Source organism: Streptomyces sp. NPDC033216, from assembly GCF_055577115.1.
Map to the genome: position 1 here is coordinate 97,734 of NZ_JBVIQK010000010.1, position 20,137 is coordinate 117,870.

General features: G+C 71.8%; 18 protein-coding genes. 5 read left to right on the forward strand and 13 right to left on the reverse strand.

The window, feature by feature from the left end; all coding sequences use genetic code 11:
• Nucleotides 1-190: 190 nt before the first annotated feature.
• The 10 genes from ACZ5Y0_RS19965 to ACZ5Y0_RS20010 all read right to left on the reverse strand — a co-directional run bounded on the left by ACZ5Y0_RS19965 (nt 191) and on the right by ACZ5Y0_RS20010 (nt 9,397).
• On the reverse strand, nt 191-1,453 hold the full coding sequence (locus ACZ5Y0_RS19965; protein ID WP_469130001.1) for a cytochrome P450: 1,263 nt from the start codon (nt 1,451-1,453) through the stop codon (nt 191-193).
• Entirely contained in the window at nt 1,450-2,067 is a 618-nt protein-coding gene (locus ACZ5Y0_RS19970) for a GTP-binding protein (RefSeq protein WP_469130002.1), read from the reverse strand. The genes ACZ5Y0_RS19965 and ACZ5Y0_RS19970 overlap by 4 nt, the downstream gene beginning before the upstream one ends.
• Nucleotides 2,048-2,404, reverse strand: coding sequence for a DUF742 domain-containing protein (locus tag ACZ5Y0_RS19975; RefSeq protein WP_469130003.1), 357 nt, complete (start codon nt 2,402-2,404; stop codon nt 2,048-2,050). The genes ACZ5Y0_RS19970 and ACZ5Y0_RS19975 overlap by 20 nt, the downstream gene beginning before the upstream one ends.
• Nucleotides 2,401-2,820, reverse strand: coding sequence for a roadblock/LC7 domain-containing protein (locus ACZ5Y0_RS19980; protein WP_469130004.1), 420 nt, complete (start codon nt 2,818-2,820; stop codon nt 2,401-2,403). The genes ACZ5Y0_RS19975 and ACZ5Y0_RS19980 overlap by 4 nt, the downstream gene beginning before the upstream one ends.
• Nucleotides 2,821-2,937: 117 nt before the next feature.
• Nucleotides 2,938-4,815 carry a sensor histidine kinase gene (locus ACZ5Y0_RS19985; RefSeq protein ID WP_469130005.1) on the reverse strand — a complete coding sequence of 626 codons (1,878 nt, stop codon included), beginning with the start codon at nt 4,813-4,815 and terminating at the stop codon, nt 2,938-2,940.
• A 437-nt stretch (nt 4,816-5,252) separates the two neighbouring features.
• Nucleotides 5,253-6,200 carry a glycine betaine ABC transporter substrate-binding protein gene (locus ACZ5Y0_RS19990; protein WP_469130150.1) on the reverse strand — a complete coding sequence of 316 codons (948 nt, stop codon included), beginning with the start codon at nt 6,198-6,200 and terminating at the stop codon, nt 5,253-5,255.
• A gap of 5 nt (nt 6,201-6,205) precedes the next feature.
• The gene (locus ACZ5Y0_RS19995; protein ID WP_469130006.1) at nt 6,206-7,027 is read right to left on the reverse strand and encodes an ABC transporter permease; all 822 of its coding nucleotides are present in this window, start codon (nt 7,025-7,027) and stop codon (nt 6,206-6,208) included.
• Nucleotides 7,024-8,256, reverse strand: a complete 1,233-nt coding sequence (locus ACZ5Y0_RS20000) for a betaine/proline/choline family ABC transporter ATP-binding protein (protein WP_469130007.1) — start codon at nt 8,254-8,256, stop codon at nt 7,024-7,026. The genes ACZ5Y0_RS19995 and ACZ5Y0_RS20000 overlap by 4 nt, the downstream gene beginning before the upstream one ends.
• On the reverse strand, nt 8,249-8,896 hold the full coding sequence (locus tag ACZ5Y0_RS20005; protein WP_469130008.1) for an ABC transporter permease: 648 nt from the start codon (nt 8,894-8,896) through the stop codon (nt 8,249-8,251). The genes ACZ5Y0_RS20000 and ACZ5Y0_RS20005 overlap by 8 nt, the downstream gene beginning before the upstream one ends.
• A 6-nt stretch (nt 8,897-8,902) precedes the next feature.
• Nucleotides 8,903-9,397, reverse strand: a complete 495-nt coding sequence (locus ACZ5Y0_RS20010) for an Lrp/AsnC family transcriptional regulator (RefSeq protein WP_469130009.1) — start codon at nt 9,395-9,397, stop codon at nt 8,903-8,905.
• A gap of 122 nt (nt 9,398-9,519) precedes the next feature.
• Between ACZ5Y0_RS20010 and hppD the strand changes: the two genes are divergently transcribed.
• Complete coding sequence (gene hppD / locus ACZ5Y0_RS20015; protein ID WP_469130010.1) at nt 9,520-10,665, forward strand: 4-hydroxyphenylpyruvate dioxygenase; 1,146 nt, start codon at nt 9,520-9,522, stop codon at nt 10,663-10,665.
• A gap of 69 nt (nt 10,666-10,734) precedes the next feature.
• Here hppD and ACZ5Y0_RS20020 read toward each other — a convergent pair whose 3' ends face one another.
• Nucleotides 10,735-12,201 carry a tetratricopeptide repeat protein gene (locus ACZ5Y0_RS20020; protein WP_469130011.1) on the reverse strand — a complete coding sequence of 489 codons (1,467 nt, stop codon included), beginning with the start codon at nt 12,199-12,201 and terminating at the stop codon, nt 10,735-10,737.
• Nucleotides 12,202-12,293: 92 nt separating this feature from the next.
• Between ACZ5Y0_RS20020 and ACZ5Y0_RS20025 the strand changes: the two genes are divergently transcribed.
• Nucleotides 12,294-13,700: an FAD-binding oxidoreductase gene (locus ACZ5Y0_RS20025; RefSeq protein ID WP_469130012.1), complete on the forward strand. Its 1,407-nt coding sequence runs from the start codon at nt 12,294-12,296 to the stop codon at nt 13,698-13,700.
• 9 nt (nt 13,701-13,709) lie between these two features.
• Here ACZ5Y0_RS20025 and ACZ5Y0_RS20030 read toward each other — a convergent pair whose 3' ends face one another.
• The gene (locus ACZ5Y0_RS20030; RefSeq protein ID WP_469130013.1) at nt 13,710-14,186 is read right to left on the reverse strand and encodes an SsgA family sporulation/cell division regulator; all 477 of its coding nucleotides are present in this window, start codon (nt 14,184-14,186) and stop codon (nt 13,710-13,712) included.
• A gap of 241 nt (nt 14,187-14,427) precedes the next feature.
• Here ACZ5Y0_RS20030 and ACZ5Y0_RS20035 point away from each other — a divergent pair, with 241 nt between their 5' ends.
• Complete coding sequence (locus ACZ5Y0_RS20035) at nt 14,428-16,059, forward strand: RDD family protein (protein WP_469130014.1); 1,632 nt, start codon at nt 14,428-14,430, stop codon at nt 16,057-16,059.
• A gap of 203 nt (nt 16,060-16,262) precedes the next feature.
• Nucleotides 16,263-16,970, forward strand: a complete 708-nt coding sequence (locus ACZ5Y0_RS20040) for an RDD family protein (RefSeq protein WP_469130015.1) — start codon at nt 16,263-16,265, stop codon at nt 16,968-16,970.
• Nucleotides 16,971-17,036: 66 nt separating this feature from the next.
• Here ACZ5Y0_RS20040 and ACZ5Y0_RS20045 read toward each other — a convergent pair whose 3' ends face one another.
• Nucleotides 17,037-17,309 carry a hypothetical protein gene (locus ACZ5Y0_RS20045; protein ID WP_469130016.1) on the reverse strand — a complete coding sequence of 91 codons (273 nt, stop codon included), beginning with the start codon at nt 17,307-17,309 and terminating at the stop codon, nt 17,037-17,039.
• Between the two features lie 354 nt (nt 17,310-17,663).
• On the opposite strand from ACZ5Y0_RS20045, the gene ACZ5Y0_RS20050 reads away from it, so the two are divergent.
• Complete coding sequence (locus tag ACZ5Y0_RS20050; protein WP_469130017.1) at nt 17,664-20,009, forward strand: immune inhibitor A domain-containing protein; 2,346 nt, start codon at nt 17,664-17,666, stop codon at nt 20,007-20,009.
• Nucleotides 20,010-20,137: the final 128 nt, after the last annotated feature.

Here is a 20,137-nt window from a genome sequence, read left to right on the forward strand (position 1 = left end):
ACCGCAGGGGACCTGCCGCCGCCGCACGCGTCCGCGATCGGCGGTCTCGCCGCGCCCTTTCACGCGACCCGTCGCGCCCGCGTCCGCGATCGGCGGTCCCGCCCGCCGCACGCGCCACGGACCTGGGCCGGCCGGCCCGGAGCGGTCCCCGGTTTCCGGTCTCCGCCGCCCCGCCCCGGCCGGTGCTCGGCTACCGCACCGCCGGGGTGAACTCCACCGGCAACGAGTGCAGGCCGCGCATCCACACGGACGGGCGCCAGGTGAGCTCCTCCGGCTCCACGGAGAGGACCAGGTCGGGCAGGCGTTCCAACAGGGTCTCCACCGCGGTGCGCGCGATCACGTCGGCCAGCAGCGGGGCCGGGTAGGGGCACCGGTGCTCCCCGCTGCTGAACGACAGGTGCGCCGAACTCTCCGCCCCGACGTGCGACTCGGGCCAGATCTGCGGGTCGGTGTTGGCCGCGGCGAGTCCCAGCACCAGGCAGTCGCCCGCCCGGATCAGACGTCCGCCCAGCTGGGTGTCGCGCACGGCCCAGCGGCCGATGAAGTTCTGTGTCGGTGTGTCGAGCCAGAGGACCTCGTTGAGCGCCTCGCCCACACTGAGCCTGCCCCCCGACACGCTCAGGGCGAACCGCTCGTCGGTGAGCAGCAGCCGTAGCGTGTTGCAGATCCAGTTGGCGGTCGGCTGCTGCGCCGCGGCGATGACGGAGATCAGGTCCTGCACGACCTCCTCGTCGGTCAGCCCGGCCGGATGCAGCAGCATGCGCGAGGTGACGTCCGGGCCCGGACGCTCCCGCTTCTCCTTGACCAGTTGCTGGATCCGCTCACCCACGCGCGTGTACGCGGCCACCGGGTCGTCGCCCTCCGCGGCGTCGAGGGAGATCCGCAGGTCCTCCACGAGCTGCCGGGTGGCCTCGCCCGCGTGCGGCATGCCGCACATCTGGACTGCGGCGCGCATCGGCAGCGCGTGCGCGTACATGCTCATCAGCTCGGCCTGGCCGCTTCCGGCGAACGTCGCGATGAGCCGGTCGGCGAGCTGCCGGCAGTCGCGCGACAGCTGGAACTGGTCGACCCCCTCCAGCGCCTCGGTGATGACCCCGGCCCGCCGCCGGTGCTCCTCGCCCTCGGTGAACAGCACCGAGGGCTGGTACCCGACGAACGGCAGCAGCGGCCAGTCCGCGGGGATGTTCTCCCACTGGTTCCAGCGCCGTGAGTCGCGGGCGAACAGCTCGTCGTGCCCGGTCACGTAGCCGACCTCGGCGTAACCGAGGACCAGCCAGGCGGGGATGTCCCCGTCGAGCAGCACGGGCGCCACCGCGCCGTGCTCCCGGCGCAGGGCCCGGTACAGGTGCGCCGGTGTCTGCTGGTACTCCAGACCGCCCAGCCGCACGGCGCCCGCGTGCGCCGGGCAGGCCGGACCGGGCGTGTGCGGGGGACGGGATCCGGTGTCGGTCACGGTGTCATCTCCTGGGCCATGGCCAGTTCGTGGAGGTGGTCCACGAGGGTGATCAGTACGTCCTTGCCCGATGCGCGGACGCGCGCGTCGCAGTCGACGAGCGGCACGTGCTCGGGCAGGCAGAGCGCCTGGCGGATCTCGTCGAGGGAGTACCGGTCGGGTTCGTCGTCGAACCGGTTGACGGCCACGACGAAGGGCGTCCTGTGGTGCTCCAGCCGGTCTATCGCGTACCAGGACTCGTCCATCCGGCGCGTGTCGACCAGGACGACCGCGCCGAGGGTGCCGGAGAAGAGCCGGTCCCACAGGAACCAGAACCGTTCCTGTCCCGGCGCGCCGAACAGGTACAGCACCATGCGCTGGTTGAGGCTGATGCGGCCGAAGTCGAAGGCGACCGTCGTGGTGCTCTTCGTGGCCACCTGCCGCGTCTCGTCGACACCGACCCCCGCCTGCGTCATCACCTCCTCGGTGTTGAGCGGCCGGATCTCGCTGACCGAGCGGACCAGGGTCGTCTTGCCGACCCCGAAGCCGCCCACGACGACGATCTTCAGGCCTGTCTCGGCGGCATCGGACAGGGGCGTACGCAGGGAAGGCAGGTCAGAGGTTGCGGAGCCCATGCAGCACCTCCTTGAGAAGGGCGGAGTCGGGGAGCGCTGCGAGGGACCGCGGCGCGGGCGGGTGGCGGGCGGTGACACGGCCCATGGCGAGCAGGTCGCCGAGGAGGATGCGCACCACCGTGATCGGCAGTCTCATCTCCGCTGCGACCTCCACGACGGCCGTCGGATGCCGGCACAGATCCAGGATCCGCGCGTGCTCCGACTGCATCCCGGAGGTGGGTGCGCTTTCACTGACTATCAGGGTGACCAGGTCGAATGCGTTGTCCGCACGGCTGCGCCCGCCCGTGATCGTATAGAGCCGGTCGGGGTCACCGGTGTCCACGGGCCGACGCGTCACGACGATGCGCTCCCCTGCGCGCCCCTTCGGGGCTCGGCCCGCAGGTGCTCGCCGATCTGCTCGACCAGCTCGGTCATCTGGTGACCCACGACTCCGGGGTCGGCGCTCTCCTCGCCGAGGAGTGCCAGGTGCGCGCCGTCACCCGCCTGCACGATGAAGAGCTGACCGCCGTGGAACTCGGTCATGGAGTGACGGACCCCACCGCTCCCGTCGCCGAACTCGACGGACGCACCCTGGGCGAGAGCCTGCATGCCCGAGCAGATGGCTGCCAGCTGGTCGGCCTGGTCGAGCGCCAGGTGTTCCGTCCAGCACAGTTTCAGGCCGTCCCGGGACAGGACGAGGGCGTGCCGGGCGCCGGGAACGCGTTCCAGGAGGCCCTTCAGGAGCCAGGTGAGGCTGTTGTCGGTGGTCTGCATGGTAGGTGATGGGACGGTAGGGCCGGGGGCCCGGTCACCGCCCCGTCCTCCAATCTCACGAGCTGAAGCGGGGAAGAGGGCGCCGTGGCTCCGGCGCCGGAGGGCAAGGATGCGGGGTTACCGGGCGGCCGGCGGCTCGGGCCGGGTGCCGGGTCCGGCCCCGGACGCGCCGGTCTCGCCGGTCTCGCCGGCGGAGGTGCGTCCGCTGTGGAAGGCACCGAAGCGGGTGCCCGCGTCGCGGGCCGGAGGAGGCGCCTGCCCCGGTGCGCCCGACGCGGGGGTGTCGGCGGTCGTCCGGCGCTGCCGGCGCTCCTGCTCTGCCTCGGCCATGGTGCGGCCGGGGGCGCGGACGGGCAGGCCGTTCGGCGTGGCCGCCGGCGCCCGGCGGGACGCGTCGCGACCGAGCGCCTCCGCCGGAGCCGGAGCCGGAGCCGGGGTCGGAGCCGCAGCCGGGGTCGGAGCGGCGGCAGCCGGCCGCACGGCGCGAGCGGGCAGTCCGTCCGTCGTGGGCGCTTCGCCCGCCAGGGGCACTCCACCCGGCAGGGACACCTCGCCCGCCGGCTGTGCGGCGCCCGTGGTGGGCCGCGCGGACCCGGGCGCAGACGTCCCGTCGACGGGGCGGTGTGCCGTCTCCTGCGGCGCGGCGTCGCGCCGCTGGGCGATCAGCTGCCGGGGCAGCAGGACGACGACGCCGGTGCCGCCGCGGGACGAGGGCCGGTAGTTGACGCTGATGCCGTACTTGACGGCCAGCCCGCCGACCACGGCCAGGCCGAGCCGCGTGCCGGGCAGGGAGGCGAGGTCGGTCATGTTCCCCGCCACGGCCTCCTCGGCGTGCCGCATCGCCGCGTCCGCCATCTTCAGGCCGCTGTCCTCGACCGTGACGACGAGCCCGGCGCTGTGCTCGTCGACGTACACGTGGACCTCGTCGATGGGCGGCGAGAAGTTGGCCGCGTTGTCCATCAGTTCGGCGATCAGGTGCATCACGCCTTCCGCGGCGAAACCGGAGATCGCGGCGTTCGTGGAACAGTGCAGCCGTACGCGCTGGTAGGCCGCGATCCGACCGGCCGCGCCGCGCAGGATGCTCTCCATCACGATCGGCTTGTTCCAGGCGCGGCTGGACCGACCGCCCATGAGGAGGGCCAGCCGGTCGGTCATGAGGCCCAGCTGGGAAGTGCTGTGATCCAGCTTCAGCAGGTCGCCGAAGATCTCCTCGCCGTGCCGTTCCTGCATCTCGCGCAGATCGGCGAGCATGCTCACGGTCTTGGCCTGGACCCGGCTCAGGGCCTTCGCGGAGGCGGCCTGCGCGGCGGCGGCCCGCCGCTCGCTGCGGGCGAGTTCCCGTACGAACGCCTCGACGGGCGCCCGCAGCAGGGAGGACGGCGGCCATTCCCGCCCGGCCAGCACGGTGTCGGCCGAGTTGCCCTCCCGCAGCTGCCCGACCAGGTCGGGCAGGACCGTCCGCGTCACCTGCGCGACCTCTTCGGTGACCTGCGCCAGTTCCTCGCGGGAACGCCGCCGTTCTGCGTCCGAGGCCGCCGCGTACTGCACGACCTGCTCCAACGCGGAGCTGAAGGCCTCCACGGTCCGGCGCAGTTGGGCGTCGGCGGGCAGCGTCACCTGCTCCAGGGCGTCCTTGGCCCGCGCCCCTTCCCGGAGCCGGTTCACGAGGACGGGCACGGTGACGTTCACCAGGTGCGCCGACTCGGCGGACTGCTGCGCCGACTGCCCGGCCAGCCGGGCGACTTCGGCGTCCTTCGCGGCGGTGGCCCGGCGGGCCCGCCGGAGCAGCAGGACGCAGACGAGGACGGTGGCCGCCACGCAGCACCAGGCGGCCACAGCCGTGACCACCGTCCAGGTGCGGGCCGTGGCGGGGGCCGTCGCCACGGCCGTACCCGCGGCCGCGGCGCTCAGCAGCAGCACGGTCACGGGTACGGCCGGCGAGGCGTGGGGGAGTTCGGCTGACCGACGCTGACTGGGTGGTGCAGGCAGAGGCATGCCGCGGTTCCTCGGTCCTCGAGAGCAGGAAGAACGGATCGACCGACACGACGGCCGCAGGCCCGGAAGAGAGGATGATGTGATCTTCTGATCCGGGTACCGGCTCATGCTAGTCATTGCGCCGGGAGTGGTGATCACACCGCTCGCCCCGCCTGCCGGGGAGACGATTTCGTCGCAAAGCCGCTGGTGGAAACGGGCATCGTGCTCTCCCCAAAAGGGTGTTTTTCTCCCGATGTCCCGCCCGCGCAACGGGCGGCGAAGGGCTGGAATGCCACGGGGCCCGTGCCCGGAGGGCGTGGTCGACGAGAGCGGAGCGTCGGTTTCCGGTCAATTCTGAAAGCCCGACGCCCAGCACGAGTCGAAACACGTACAGGCCAATCACAGATTCCCCATGAAATCCGCCATGCGGGGTGGGGGGGACAGCCGGTCGCGGGCCCCTACTTCACGAGCCCCTCCGCCTTCATCCAGTCCAGCGCGACCTGATGCGGGTCCTCCCCGGCCACGTCCACCTTCGCGTTCAGTTCCTGGGCGACCGCGTTGTCCAGTTTCGCGGTCACCGGGTCGATGACCTTCGCGATGGCCGGCCACTTCTCGAAGGTCTTGGTGTTGATCACCGGCGCCGCGTTGTAGTTGGGGAAGAACTTCTTGTCGTCGGCCATCACCACCAGACCCATGGACTTGATACGACCGTCGGTGGTGAAGACCTCGCCGTAGGTGCAACTGCCCTTCGCGGCCTGGGTGTAGATGATCCCGGTGTCCATCTGCGTGACCCGGTTCGCCGGTACGGTCATGCCGTACGCCTTCTGCATGCCCGGCAGTCCGTCCGCGCGGTTGGCGAACTCGCTCTCCACGCACAGCGTGACGGCCTTCGGGTCCGACCGGGACAGCGCGGCCACCTCCGACAGCGTCCTCGTGCCGTACCTCCTGTAGTTGGCCTGGTTCATCGCCAGCGCGTAGGTGTTGTTCAGCCGGGACTGCGGCAGCCAGGTCACCCCGTTGCGCACGTCCGCGTCACGCACCGCCTCCCACTGCTTCCGCGGGTCGGTGACGGGCTCGCTGTTGCCCTGGTACGTGATCCAGGCGGTGCCGGTGTACTCGTACATGGCGTCGGCGTCGCCCGTGCGGATCGCCTCACGGCCGCCGATGGAACCCTGGATGCCGGTGCGGTCCAGGACGTCCGCGCCCGCCGCCTCGAAGGCGATGCCCATCATCGCGCCGAGGATGAGGTTCTCGGTGAACGACTTGGACGTCACGGTGAGATGGGCGCCCCTGAGCGGCTCGCCCTGCCCGATCGAGCCGGGGGAGACGTCGTCGACCATGGGGGAACCGCTGGTCAGCCCGCAGCCGGAGGCCAGCACCAGCGCGCCCGCCAGCCACAACCGCATCCTTCTCACCGCCCCACCTCCAGGCCGCGCGGCCGCAGCAGCACCTCGGCCAGCGAGGCCAGCCAGTCCACCAGCAGGGCCAGTGCCACGGTCAGGACGGAGCCCAGTACCAGTACCGGCATGCGCTGGTTGGTGATGCCGGCGGTGATCAGCACGCCCAGTCCGCCGCCCCCGCCGAAGGTCGCCAGGGTGGCCGTGCCCACGTTCAGGACGAGCGCGGTACGGACGCCGGCCAGGATGAGCGGCACCGCCAGCGGCAGTTCCACGCGGGTGAGCACCCCGAGCGGGGACATGCCGATCCCGCGGGCGGCCTCCAGCAGCGTCGGGTCGTTCGCCTTCAGGCCGGCGATGGTGTTGGAGAGCACCGGCAGGACGGCGTAGGCGATGATGCCGATCAGGGCGGCCCTGCGGCCGATGCCCAGCCAGATCACCAGGAGCGCGAGCAGACCGATCGCAGGGGTCGCCTGGCCCATGTTGGCGACGGCCATCGCGGCCGGGGTGGCCTTGCGGAAGGCCGGCCGGGTCAGCAGGACGCCCAGCGGGATCGCGATGAGCAGCACGAAGAAGGTGGAGATCACCGTGAGCTGGACGTGCTGCCACAGCGCCTTGGACACCTGCCCCCCGGCCAGCGCGTTCTCGGAGAGGGAGTCCAGCTCCGCCTGCTCGAACCAGAGCCAGGTGGCGAGCAGCATCGCCACCAGGAACGCGGGCACGAGGGTCAGTTTCTGCCAGCCGACGTGGCGGCGCGGGGGAGCGGGAGCCGGTGTCGCGGGCTCCTCCTGGTCCGCTCGCTCGTCCAGCCGGTCGTCCAGCTCGGGGGCGCTCACGCCTTCGCCTTCCCGCCGGGACCCTCCTGTTCCGCGTGCGTCTGCGCGGCTCGGGCCTCCTCCAGCTCGTGCTGGGCCTCCAGCGCCTCCAGCCGGTCGGCCTCCAGCAGCTCGTGCACCGAGTTCATCAGCGTCTCCATGTCGACGACCCCGGTGTACTCGCCGCGCCGCCCGGTGACCGCTACCCGGCCGGTGTTGTCGGTCAGGACCGCCTCCAGGGCGTCCCGCAGGGTCGCGTCCCGGGTCACCGTGTCGGTGACCAGCGTGCCGGCGCGGGCCAGCGAGCCCTTGGCCCGCATCAGGTCGCCGCGCCTCAGCCACTTGTAGGGCCGGCCGCGCTTGTCGAGGAGCAGGATCTCGTTCGTCCCGCTGGAGCGGATCCGGTTGAAGACGGTCTGGAGCGGGTCGTCGACGGACACCGTCGGGTACCCGGTGATCTCCACGTCCCGCACGCGCGTGAGGTTGAGCCGCTTCAGGGCGGCACCGGCGCCCACGAACCCGGACACGAAGTCGTCGGCCGGGTTGGTGAGGATCGCCTCCGGGGTGTCGAACTGGGCGATGTGCGACCGTTCGCGCAGCACCGCGATCCGGTCGCCCAGCTTGATCGCCTCGTCGAAGTCGTGGGTGACGAACACGATCGTCTTGTGCAGCTCGTGCTGGAGCCGGATCAGTTCGTCCTGGAGGTGGTCGCGGGTGATCGGGTCCACGGCGCCGAACGGCTCGTCCATCAGCAGCACCGGCGGGTCCGCCGCCAGCGCCCGCGCCACGCCGACCCGCTGCTGCTGTCCTCCGGACAACTGGCGCGGGTACCGGTGGAGGAACTCGCCGGGATCCAGCCCGACCAGGTCGAGCATCTCCTCCACCCGTTCCCTGATCCGGCCCTTGGGCCAGCCGATCATCTTCGGTACCAGCGCGATGTTCTGCGCGACCGTCATGTGCGGGAACAGCCCGGACGCCTGGATCGCGTAGCCGACCTTGCGGCGCAGCTTCACCGGGTCGATGTCGGTGACGTCCTCGCCGCCGATGCGGATCCGGCCGCCGCTCGGCTCGATCAGCCGGTTGATCATCTTCAGGGTCGTCGACTTCCCGCAGCCGGACGGCCCGACGAAGACGACGATCTCGCCCGCCTTGATCTCCATGTTCACGTTGTCCACAGCGGGGGCCGGACTGCCCGGGTAGCGCTTGGTGAGGTTCTCCAGCTCGATCGCGGCGCCATGGGACTCAGACACGGATCCCCCTCGGAATGGTCAGCCGCCCCACGAGGACGTACACGGCGTCGAACAGCAGGGCCAGCACGATGATCCCGAGCGTGCCCGAGAGCACCTGGTTGAGCGCGTTCTTGCTGCCCAGGGAGGCGAGGCCGCGGAAGATCTCGTTGCCGAGGCCGGGCCCGGAGGCGTAGGCGGCGATGGCCGCGATGCCCATCAGCATCTGCGTGGAGACCCGGATGCCGGTCAGGATCGGCGGCCAGGCCAGTGGCAGCTCGACCCGCGCCAGCCGCATCACCCCGGACATCCCGATGCCCTTGGCCGCGTCCACCAGGGACGGGTCCACGCCGCGCAGCCCCACGACGCAGTTCCGCACGATCGGCAGCAGCCCGTACAGCGTCAGCGCGATCACCGTCGGCGGCACGCCCAGGCCCACCACCGGGATCAACAGGCCGATCATGGCGAGGGAGGGGACGGTGAGGATGGTGGAGGTGGCTGTGGTGGCGAGGTTCCCGGCCCATTCCCTGCGGTAGGTGACGACCCCGATCAGCACGCCGATCAGGGTCGCCAGGACCATGCACTGGAAGACGGCGCTGGCATGCTGGTAGGCGTCGGTGAGCAGCTGCTGGTGCCGGTTGCCCAGGTACTCCCAGAAGCTCACACGCCCTCACCCCGTCGCTCGGCCAGGCCCTTCCCGATCGTCCGCGGCCTGCTCCACCAGCGGGATGATCCGCAGGGGAACGGGGTTCTCCATCACGATCGCGGTGGAGGCCCGGACGATGCCATCAAAACCGACAACCCGGTCGATGACCCGCTGGAGATCGGCGTTGGAACGGGCCACCAGACGGCACAGCATGTCCCCGGTGCCGGTGGTGGTGTGCAGCTCCAACACCTCCGGCACGGACGCCAAGTGGGCCCGTACGTCGGCGCCTTGGCCCTGCCGGATCTGGAGCGTGGCGAACGCGGTGACCGGGTAGCCGAGCGCCGCCGGATCCACCTGCGGACCGAATCCGCGGATGACTCCGTTCGACTGAAGCCGGTCCAGCCGCGCCTGCGCGGTCCCCCGGGCGACGCCCAGCCGCCGGGACATCTCCAGCACACCGATCCGCGGTTCCCGCGCCAGCAGCACGAGGATCCGCCCGTCCAGATGATCGATCGCCATGCCCGCCTCCGAGATGGTCACCCTGTACAGAAACGCCGCCACAACCGCCGTACCACTGAGCAGAGTGACCAGTGGTAGGAAGAACTATTGCGCACCTTGCAGGGTCGCGCGACGCTTCGGCCATGACGCAGACCACACACCACACCCCCGACACCGCCCGGCAGGCCGACCCCTTCCCGGTGAAGGGAATGGACGCGGTCGTCTTCGCCGTGGGCAACGCCAAGCAGGCGGCGCACTACTACTCCACCGCCTTCGGCATGAAGCTGGTCGCCTACTCCGGACCGGAGAACGGCAGCCGCGAGACCGCCGCCTACGTCCTGGAGAACGGCTCCGCCCGCTTCGTGTTCACCTCGGTGATCAAACCCGCCACCACCTGGGGCCACTTCCTCGCCCAGCACGTGGCCGAGCACGGAGACGGCGTCGTCGACCTCGCCATCGAGGTCCCGGACGCGCGCGCCGCGTACGCCTACGCCCTGGAGCACGGCGCCCGCTCGGTCGCCGAGCCGTACGAACTGAAGGACGAGCACGGCACGGTGGTGCTGGCCGCGATCGCCACCTACGGCGAGACCCGCCACACCCTCGTCGAGCGCGGCGGCTACGACGGCCCCTACCTGCCCGGCTATGTGGCCGCGAGCCCGATCGTCGAGCCGCCCGCCCACCGCACCTTCCAGGCGATCGACCACTGCGTCGGCAACGTCGAACTCGGCCGGATGAACGAGTGGGTCGGCTTCTACAACGACGTCATGGGCTTCACCAACATGAAGGAGTTCGTGGGCGACGACATCGCCACCGAGTACAGCGCCCTCATGTCGAAGGTCGTCGCCGACGGCACGCTCAAGGTCAAGTTCCCGATCAACGAGCCCGCCGTGGCGAAGAAGAAGTCCCAGATCGACGAGTACCTGGAGTTCTACGGCGGCGCGGGCGTCCAGCACATCGCCCTCAACACCAACGACATCGTCCAGACGGTCCGCACCATGCGCGCCGCCGGCGTCCAGTTCCTCGACACCCCCGACTCGTACTACGACACCCTCGGCGAGTGGGTCGGCGACACCCGAGTCCCCGTCGAGACCCTGCGGGAGCTGAAGATCCTCGCCGACCGCGACGAGGACGGCTACCTGCTCCAGATCTTCACCAAGCCGGTCCAGGACCGTCCGACCGTCTTCTTCGAACTCATCGAACGGCACGGCTCGATGGGCTTCGGCAAGGGCAACTTCAAGGCCCTCTTCGAGGCGATCGAGCGGGAGCAGGCCAAGCGCGGCAACCTCTGATCCGGCCGGAGCGTGTCGCGACAGGGGCGTCGTCCGCCCGCGGGGCGGACGCGACCTTCGCGACACGCCCTAGGAGAACTCCGGCACCCGTGCCACCGACGGCTCGCCCAGCGCCTCCAGCGCCGTGCGAGCCGTCCGCGCGTGCAGCGGGGAGAAGTACGGGTTGATCCGCAGCGCCTCCTCCAGGTGCCGCCGCGCCGCCCCGTCCCGCCTCAGCTGCCGCTCGATCATCCCCCGGTGATAGCTGTACGGCGCGCTGCGCACCGTCCCCTCGTGCGCCCGGTCGGTGGCGATCACGGCGTACCGCAGCCCCTCATCGTGCCGCCCGGCCCGGTGCAGGGCCCAGCCCAGCGCGTCCGCGACCTCGATCCCCGGCTGGCGCCGCCACTCCGCGCGCAGCCGCCGCACCGCCGCCGCCGGATCCCCGTGGTCGGCCTCGAACCGGCCCAGCACCAGATCCCCGTCCACCCCGCCGGCCGCCTCCCGCCGGACCCGCTCGCGCAGCAGGTCGTACTGCGCACGCGCCGCCCGGGTCATCCCCAGCGACTCGTACAGCTCGCCCAGCTCCAGCGCGTACTGCGGCAGCGGCTGCTCGGCGAGGGCCGCCTGGTACGCGCCCAGCGCCCGCGAGGTCCGGCCCAGCGCCGCCAGCGCCCGTCCCTGCCCGGCCCGCGCGGCCCACTGGTCGGGATCGAGCCGTAGCGCCTCCTGGAAGTGCCGCAGCGCCGGCTCCCGGTCGCCCCGCTCCCAGGCGAGCTGCCCGGCCCGCTCCAGCCACGCCGCCCGCTCGGCGGGGGAGGCCGCCCCGGCCGCCGCGTCCGACAGCGCGGCCGCCGCGTCCTCGCGCCAGCCCTGGTCCCGGTAGACGGCCGCCGCCCGCCCCAGCACCGCGGGACCCGCGCGCAGCTCCAGCAGCCGGTCCAGGGTGGCCTTCGCCTTCTTGTGGTCGCCGAGCCCGGTGTAGGCGTCGATCAGCTGCGGATACGCCGTCCAGCGCTTCGGGTCCAGCTTGCGCGCGGCCTCGCCCCAGGACCGCGCGGCCGGGAAGTCCCGGCGGGCGTTGGCGAGGGCGGCCAGGCCGACCAGGGCCTCGGCGTTGCGCGCGGGACGCACCGACAGGGAGGTCCGCAGGGCACGCTCGGCCTTCGGGTAGAGGGTGGCCACGTCGGCGGTGCGCCGGCCGCGCTCGACGTAGGCCGCGCCGAGGACCGCCCAGGAGCGGGCGTCGTCCGGATGCGCGCGCACCCGCGCCTCGCGTTCACCGATCAGCGCCGCCAGATCGGGCAGCGCGGCCGCCACCCCGGTACGGACCGCCGCCTGCGCCTGGGCCCCCGGAGCGGGCGCGGACGCCGGCCGGTCGGTCCTCTCGCCCGGCAGGCACAGCAGGGCGCCGCCCAGCGCCAGACAGCCGGCCGCCAGTGAGCCGATCAGGACCCGCCGACGCAGCCGGGCACGGGCCGTCTTCGGCGCGGGCCGCGTCCCGGCGGCTTCAGCGGCTCGGGCGGCTTCGGCGGCGGTCTCGGTAGCGCTCTGCATGGTGTTCACTGTGCGTCAGCGCGACGAGCGGGCGTCGGTATCCGCCGGGTGCCGCAGACGGGGTTCACACCGATGGCGGCGGGTGCGACGCTGTGATCATGAGCCGTATCGAAGCCCCTCGCGACGAGGTGACCGGCAACCTCCTCGACCGACTGCTCGACGGCCTGCCCGCCGAGGCGGTCCTCACCGATCCCGACGTCACGGCCGCCTACGCCCACGACATGGCGAGCTTCTGCCCGGCCGGCACCCCGGCCGCCGTCGTGCTGCCGCGCACGGTCGAACAGGTCCAGCACGTCCTGCGCACCGCCACCGGGCTGCGCGTCCCGGTGGTTCCCCAGGGCGCCCGCACCGGCCTGTCGGGCGCCGCCAACGCCTCCGACGGCTGCCTGGTCCTCTCCCTGACGAAGATGGACCGCATCCTGGAGATCAGTCCCGTCGACCGCATCGCCGTCGTCGAGCCCGGCGTCGTCAACGCGGTCCTGTCCCGCGCCGTGGCCGAACACGGCCTGTACTACCCGCCGGACCCCTCCAGCTGGGAGATGTGCACGATCGGCGGCAACATCGGCACCGCCTCCGGCGGCCTGTGCTGCGTCAAGTACGGCGTCACCGCCGAGTACGTCCTCGGCCTGGACGTCGTCCTCGCCGACGGCCGCCTGATGTCCACCGGCCGCCGCACCGCGAAGGGCGTCGCCGGATACGACCTCACCCGCCTGTTCGTCGGCTCGGAGGGCTCCCTCGGCGTCGTCGTCCGGGCCACCCTCGCGCTGAAACCCCAGCCGCCCCGTCAACTGGTCCTGGCCGCCGAGTTCGCCTCCGCTGCCGCCGCCTGCGACGCCGTCTGCCGGATCACGGCCGACGGCCACGTCCCTTCCCTCCTCGAACTGATGGACCGTACGACGGTCAAGGCGGTCAACGAGCTGACCCGCATGGGCCTGCCGGAGACCACCGAGGCCCTTCTCCTCGCCGCCTTCGACACCCCGGACCCGGCCGCCGACCTCGCCGCCGTCGCCGCGCTGTGCGAGGCCGCCGGCGCCACCCAGGTCGTCCCTGCCGAGGACGCGGCCGAGTCCGAACTCCTCCTCCAGGCCCGGCGGTCCTCGCTGGTGGCCCTGGAGGCGGTCAAGGGCACGACGATGATCGACGACGTGTGCGTGCCCCGCTCCCGGCTCGGCGACATGCTCGAAGGCGTCGAGCGCATCGCCGAGAAGTACCGGCTCACCATCGGGGTCTGCGCCCACGCCGGCGACGGCAACACCCACCCCACCGTCTGCTTCGACGCGGCCGATCCCGACGAGGCACGGCGCGCCCGCGAGTCCTTCGACGAGATCATGGCGCTCGGCCTGGAACTGGGCGGCACCATCACCGGCGAGCACGGCGTCGGCGTGCTGAAGAAGGAGTGGCTGGCCCGCGAGCTGGGCCCTGTCGGCGTGGAGATGCAGCGGCAGATCAAGCACGTCTTCGACCCGCTGGGCATCCTGAACCCCGGCAAGCTGTTCTGAACCGCGCGCTCACGCACCGTCCTTCGACTCGTCCGACGGCCACGGGTCGCGCAGCCACAGGTCGTCCGCCGGAAGGGGGGCGAGCAGCTCGGCCAGAGCCCCGTCGACGCCGAGCCGTTCACCCTCGGTTCCCGGGGGCACCACCCGCAGCGTCCGCTCCAGCCAGGCCGACACCTGGGCGGCGGGCGCTTCGAGGAGGGCGTCACCGTCGGGTGAACTCAGCGACATCATGACGAGGCCCCGCCCCCTCACCTTCGCCGGCCACACCCGCACATCCCCGTGCCCGCACGTGCGGAACACGCCCTCCACGAGGAGTTCCCGGGCGAACGTCCAGTGGACGGGGTACTCCGAGTCGATGTGGAAGCTGATGTGGACGGCGAAGGGGTCGTCGCTGCGGTAGCCGAGCCGCGCCGGGACCGGGACGCTGCGCTCCGGCGACAGGACGAGCCCCAGCTCCAGCTCCCGTTCCACCACGGTGTGGTGCATGTCCGTTCTCCTCTCGGTACTGATCCGTACGCGGGGGAGAGCGGGTCCGGCGCCGGGCATTACGCGGGTCCGGAGAACTTTCTCTCGAGGGTTCTCCTCGCGGGCCGTCCGATCGTGTGAAGCGCGTGCACGCCGTTGCCCGGAAAGGAGTGGGAACGGCAGGACTGGCGATGGGGGTTGCGCCCGTCTGGTAGATGTGGAGGCCCCCATCCCACCCCCGAGCAGATACGGGACGACGGACATGAGCGCCCCAACCCCGGCACCCGGCGACGACAGGCCCCGCGAGGGGTACTACCCGGACCCCTCCATCCCTGGATACGTCCGGTACTGGAACGGCGCCTCCTGGGTGCCCGGCACCAGCCGGCCGGCCCCGTCCGACGGCGTACCGCTCGCCCCGCCGGGGGCGTCCTCGGCCCCTTCCTCGCCGGCCCCCGCCGGCGCCTCGGCCCCCGCCTCGGCCTCCGTCGAGGAGACGGGCCCGCACTTCTTCGACGAGGACCCGCAGCAGTACGGCAGCCAGCCGGAACCGGCCTCCGCGTGGGCCGCCGACCGCTCCCGACAGTCCGGCTTCGGCGGCGACCAGGACCGCCGCGTCTTCTGGGGCAGTCCCCAGACCCCGGACCCGCAGTACCCAGGCGCGCAGACCCCGGGCGCGCAGACCCCGGACCCCCGCACGGCACCGCCCCAGGCCGCGCCCGACGCCACCTTCATGTCCCGCCGCCCGACCACGGGCCCGGCCCCCGCGGACGAGGGCACGATGATCTTCCGCACGCCGTCCCAGCGCGCCCCGGACCAGGAGGGCTTCGGCCCCCAGGGTCCGGTCGGAGTGGGCGGCTCGGCGGCCCCCGCCGGTGCGGCCGGCTCAAGTGGGCCCGGTGCCGGGGCCTTCGGCCCGCCGGGCTCCGGAGCGTCCGGCGAGCCCGGCTTCGGCGCGGGCAAGGCCGCCGCCGAACGGGCCGGGGCGGCCCAGGGGGTGCCCACGCCGGGAACCCCCGCCGCGCCGGCCGTACCCGCGCAGGGCGCCTCCGCGCCGGCGGTACCCGCGCAGGGCGCCTCCGCGTCGGCGGTACCCGCGCAGGGCGCCTCCGCCCCGCAGGCAGCCGCCCCGGCGCAGGCCGCCCAGGCCCCCACCGGTCCCCGGCAACCGGCTCCCGGCGCTCCCCACCCGGCCGGCGCCCCGGGCGCCCCCGGCCTCCCGCGGCAGGCCGGGGAACCTCAGGGGGCCGGAGCGGTCGGCGGCGGCGCGCCCATGGCTCCCGGGCCCGGTGGCGGGCAGCACTCCTGGGCGCAGCAGGTGCATCAGCTCGCGGGTGCGGGGGACGATCAGCCCGTGGCGCCGTGGAAGCCGCCGGTGGACGACGTGTTCCAGGCCGCCGCCCGCCGTCAGGCGGCGGCGCGTCCCGCGGGCCTCGGCAGGCGGCTCGGTGCGCGGCTCGTCGACACGCTCGTGCTCGCGGCCGTCACCGGCGCGGCGGCTGTCCCGCTCGGCCTGAAAGCGGTCGAGCACGTCAACGACAAGATCGACGCGGCCCGGCTGACCGGCGAGAAGGTCACGGTCTGGCTGCTAGACGGCACCACGTCGGCGTACCTCGGTGTCGTGCTGGCCGTCCTTCTCGGCTTCGGCATCGTGTACGAGGCGCTGCCGACCGCGAAGTGGGGCCGCACCCTGGGCAAGAAGCTGTTCGGTCTGGAGGTGCGGGACATCGAGGGCCACCAGCCGCCGACGTTCGGCCTCGCCCTGCGCCGCTGGCTGGTCTACAGCGTCCCGAGCCTCCTCGGCGTCGGGATCGTCGGCGTCCTGTGGGGCCTGTTCGACCGGCCGTGGCGTCAGTGCTGGCACGACAAGGCCGCCCACACCTTCGTCGCGGGCTAGGCGTGTCCGACGATTCGCGTCGCGCACCCGGCGGAAATCGTCAGACACGCCCTGGGGCGCAGTGCCGTCCGACCCGCGGGCGGACGGGACTGACGAGACACGCGCCCTGGTAGGCCCTCCGCGGCCGGCCGGCCACGGCATCTGGTACCCCGGACGGCCGCGCGCCGGATGCGAGGGCGGGCGGTTCGCGGTCGACTCGGCCCATGACGACCGAACCGCCCCCCGGCTCCGGCGGCGAGCCGCCGGAGGACGATCCGTTCAGGAAGCAGCCCCCGCAGCAGCCGCCGTACGGTCAGGGGCAGGGCCCGCAGGGTTCGCCGTACGACAGGCCTTACGGCGGTGCGGGCGGGCAGCAGCCCCCGCCGTACGGAGGTGGGCAGCAGCCGCCGTACGGCGGTGCCGGCGGGGGCGGGCCCTACGGGGGTGACCCCTACGGGGGGTATCCCGCCGACCCGCTCTCCGGGATGCCCCCGCTCGCCGACAGCGGCAGGCGCACGCTGGCGCGGATCATCGACATGATTCTGGTGACCGTCGTCGTGTGGCTGCTGACGTGGGCCTTCGGGGTCAGCGAGTACGACGTGGACGGCGACGGCCTCGAGGTCGGCAAGTCCCTCGCCCAGTCCCTCGTGGCCGCCGTTCTGTACATCGCCTACGACACCGTCATGACCGCCAAGTCCGGCCGGACGCTGGGCAAGAAGTGGCTGGGCCTGCGCGTGGCCAATCTCGACAACGGCTCCACGCCCTCCGCGCAGACCTCGCTGGTGCGCGCCCTCGTCCTGTGGGTGCCGTTCGCGTTCTGCTGCGCCTGTCTGTGGACGGCCGTCTGCGGTGGCTGGAGCTACTTCGACAAGCCGTACAAGCAGGGGCTGCACGACAAGGCCGCCAAGACGGTCGTGGTCAGCACCGGCTGACGGCATGCCGGTACGGCGAGAGGGACCGCTCCTTCGGCACGGGCGCGGTCCCTCTCGGCATGGCCTTCAGCGTGCCGACGGCTCCCGGACCGGCTCGGGTGCCCTGGCGACCGAGGCGGGTACGGGCTCGTTCCCGGTGGAGCGCGCCACGGTGACGGTGGCCTGACGCCGGGGTGCCGGGAGGGTCAGCGCGACGAGCACGCCGAGGGCGAGCGCGGTGACGGCGATGACCGCGACGAGCGAGACCGAACTCGTCCGTGACAGCAGCAGCATGGCTAGCGTCGAGAGGATGACGGTGCAGGAACCGTACGTGAGCTGTGCGGCAGTCGGACGAGGCATGGCAATCGTGTCCTCGGAAGCGGGGGCGGTCTCGACTCTATTCGGCTGCATGCCCGACGGGAACGAGCGGTAAGCGTGAGCTGACACACGGTGCCGGTGCGCAGGGGGCGCACAGAGTCATGGCGTCCACTCGCTGGACGGGGCCGCGCGCCCCGGTCACGTTACGGTCACGTGTCCGCAATACGAACTCCGGCTCCCAATAATGCGTTGACCTGTCCAAGTCAAGGTCTGTCTTTTCTGGTGAAGCAGTAGTCAAATGACGGCACTTGACTACACGCGTATAACCGCGCGCGGACTTCCCTTGACATGGATCCCCCTTCCGCGCACACGGCACGCGTTAGGGGAGGAAATCAAGTGACCAGTAGATCCTGGACGTTCAGGACGGCCGCCACGGTCGTCGCCCTTGCGGCGGCCTCGGCGACGTTCTCGGCGTTCGCCGTGGCGCAGGCGGCCGACGGTGCGCCGGCCGGCACCACGGCGGTGGACCGGCACGACCCGCAGCCGGCCAAGGCCCGCGAGCACGACTTCGACGGGCCGCTCAGCAAGACGCAGGAAGCCCAGCGCGAGGAAGCCCTCGAGCAGGTCATATCCGGCGAAGCCACGGTCAAGAACCGGGACGGCTCCAAGGTCGTCCAGCTCGACAGCCGCAGGGGCGCGAGCAAGTACGTCGAACTCGGCCGCGAGAAGACCGACAAGATCTTCACGATCCTCGTCGAGTTCGGCGACCAGATAGACAGCCGCTACGGCGGCACCCCCGGCCCGCTGCACAACCAGATAGCGGCGCCGGACCGCACCAAGGACAACAGCACCGCCTGGCAGGCGGACTACGACCAGCAGCACTTCCAGGACCTGTACTTCGGCACCGGCAAGAAGACTGAGTCGCTGAAGAAGTACTACGAGAAGCAGTCCTCGGGACGCTACTCGGTCGAGGGCGAAGTGACCGACTGGGTCAAGGTCCCCTACAACGAGGCCCGTTACGGCTCCAACGACGCCACCACCGGTGCCTGGTACGCCGTGCAGGACGGCGTCAACGCCTGGGTCGCCGAGCGCGAGGCCGCCGGTGACACGGCCGCCGAGATCAAGGCGGAGCTGGCCGAGTTCGACCAGTGGGACCGCTACGACTACGACGCCGACGGCGACTTCAACGAGTCCGACGGCTACATCGACCACTTCCAGATCGTGCACGCCGGCGAGGACGAGTCCGCGGGCGGCGGCGCCCAGGGCGAGGACGCCATCTGGGCCCACCGCTGGTACGCCTTCGGCACCGACGCCGGTTCCACCGGCCCGGACACCAACAAGCTCGGCGGCGCCCAGATCGGCGACACCGGCATCTGGGTCGGCGACTACACCATCCAGCCGGAGAACGGCGGCCTCGGCGTCTTCGCCCACGAGTACGGCCACGACCTCGGCCTGCCCGACGAGTACGACACGGCGGGCGGCGAGAACTCCACCGGCTTCTGGACGCTGATGTCCTCCGGTTCCTGGCTCGGCACCGGCAAGGACTCCATCGGTGACCTGCCCGGCGACATGAACGCCTGGGACAAGCTCCAGCTCGGCTGGCTCGACTACGAGGTCGCCAAGGCGGGTGTGAAGTCCAGGCACACGCTGGGTCTGGCGGAGTACAACACCAAGAACCCGCAGGCCCTCATCGTCGCGCTGCCCGACAAGAGGGTCACCACCGACGTCGTCGTGCCGGCCCAGGGCGCCACCCAGTGGTGGAGCGGCAGCGGTGACGACCTGCGCAACACCCTGACCCGCTCGGTCGACCTGACCGGCAGGTCGACGGCGGCGCTGTCGCTGGACGGCTGGTGGGACATCGAGACCGGCTACGACCACCTCTACACCGAGGTGGCCACGGACGGCTCCAACTGGACGCCGATCGACGGCAGGCTGGCCGACGGCACGGCCATCCCGCGCGACGGCAGCGGCAAGCCCGCCCTCACCGGCACGGTCGACGCCTACCAGAAGCTGACGTACTCGCTGGACGCCTACGCGGGCCAGAAGGTCGACGTCCGCTTCCGCTACGCCACCGACGGCGGTGTGGCCCAGAAGGGCTTCGCGGCCGACCAGATCACGGTGACCGCGGACGGCGCGGTCCTGTTCTCCGACAACGCGGAGAGCGCGGACGCCGCGTGGACGGCCAACGGCTTCACCCGCATCGGCGCGGCCATCACGGACGACTACGCGCAGTACTACATCGCCGAGAACCGTCAGTACGTCTCGTACGACAAGGTCCTCAAGGTCGGCCCGTACAACTACGGCTTCTCGACGACCCGTCCGGACTGGGTGGAGCACTACCCGTACCAGAACGGCCTGTTGATCTGGAAGTGGGACACCTCCCAGGCCGACGACAACACCAGCCAGCACCCCGGCGAGGGCCTGATCCTCCCGATCGACTCGCACCCGGCCCCGCTGAAGTGGTCCGACGGCACCCTGATGCGCAACCGCGTCCAGGCCTTCGACTCCACCTTCAGCTGGTACCCGACCGACGCGATCACGCTGCACAAGGCCGACGTCGCCACGAAGATCAAGGCCCGTCCGGGCGTCCCGGTCTTCGACGACGGCAAGTCGTCCTACTACGACGCGTCGAACCCGCTGGCCGGCGTCAAGATCACTGACACCAACACCTCGATCAAGATCGTCAGCGAGCCCCTGAGTGGCTCGACGGTCACCGTGAAGGTGGGTCCGTCGGCCAAGTAGCCGACGTTCCTCCTGGTCAGAAGCGTATCGGCGGCAACCCTCTGGCGGGTTGCCGCCGATCGTGTTTAGGTGCCTCCTGTGCCCTTCTTATTGACAGACCCACGGATGACCGTTCCGACGCCGACACG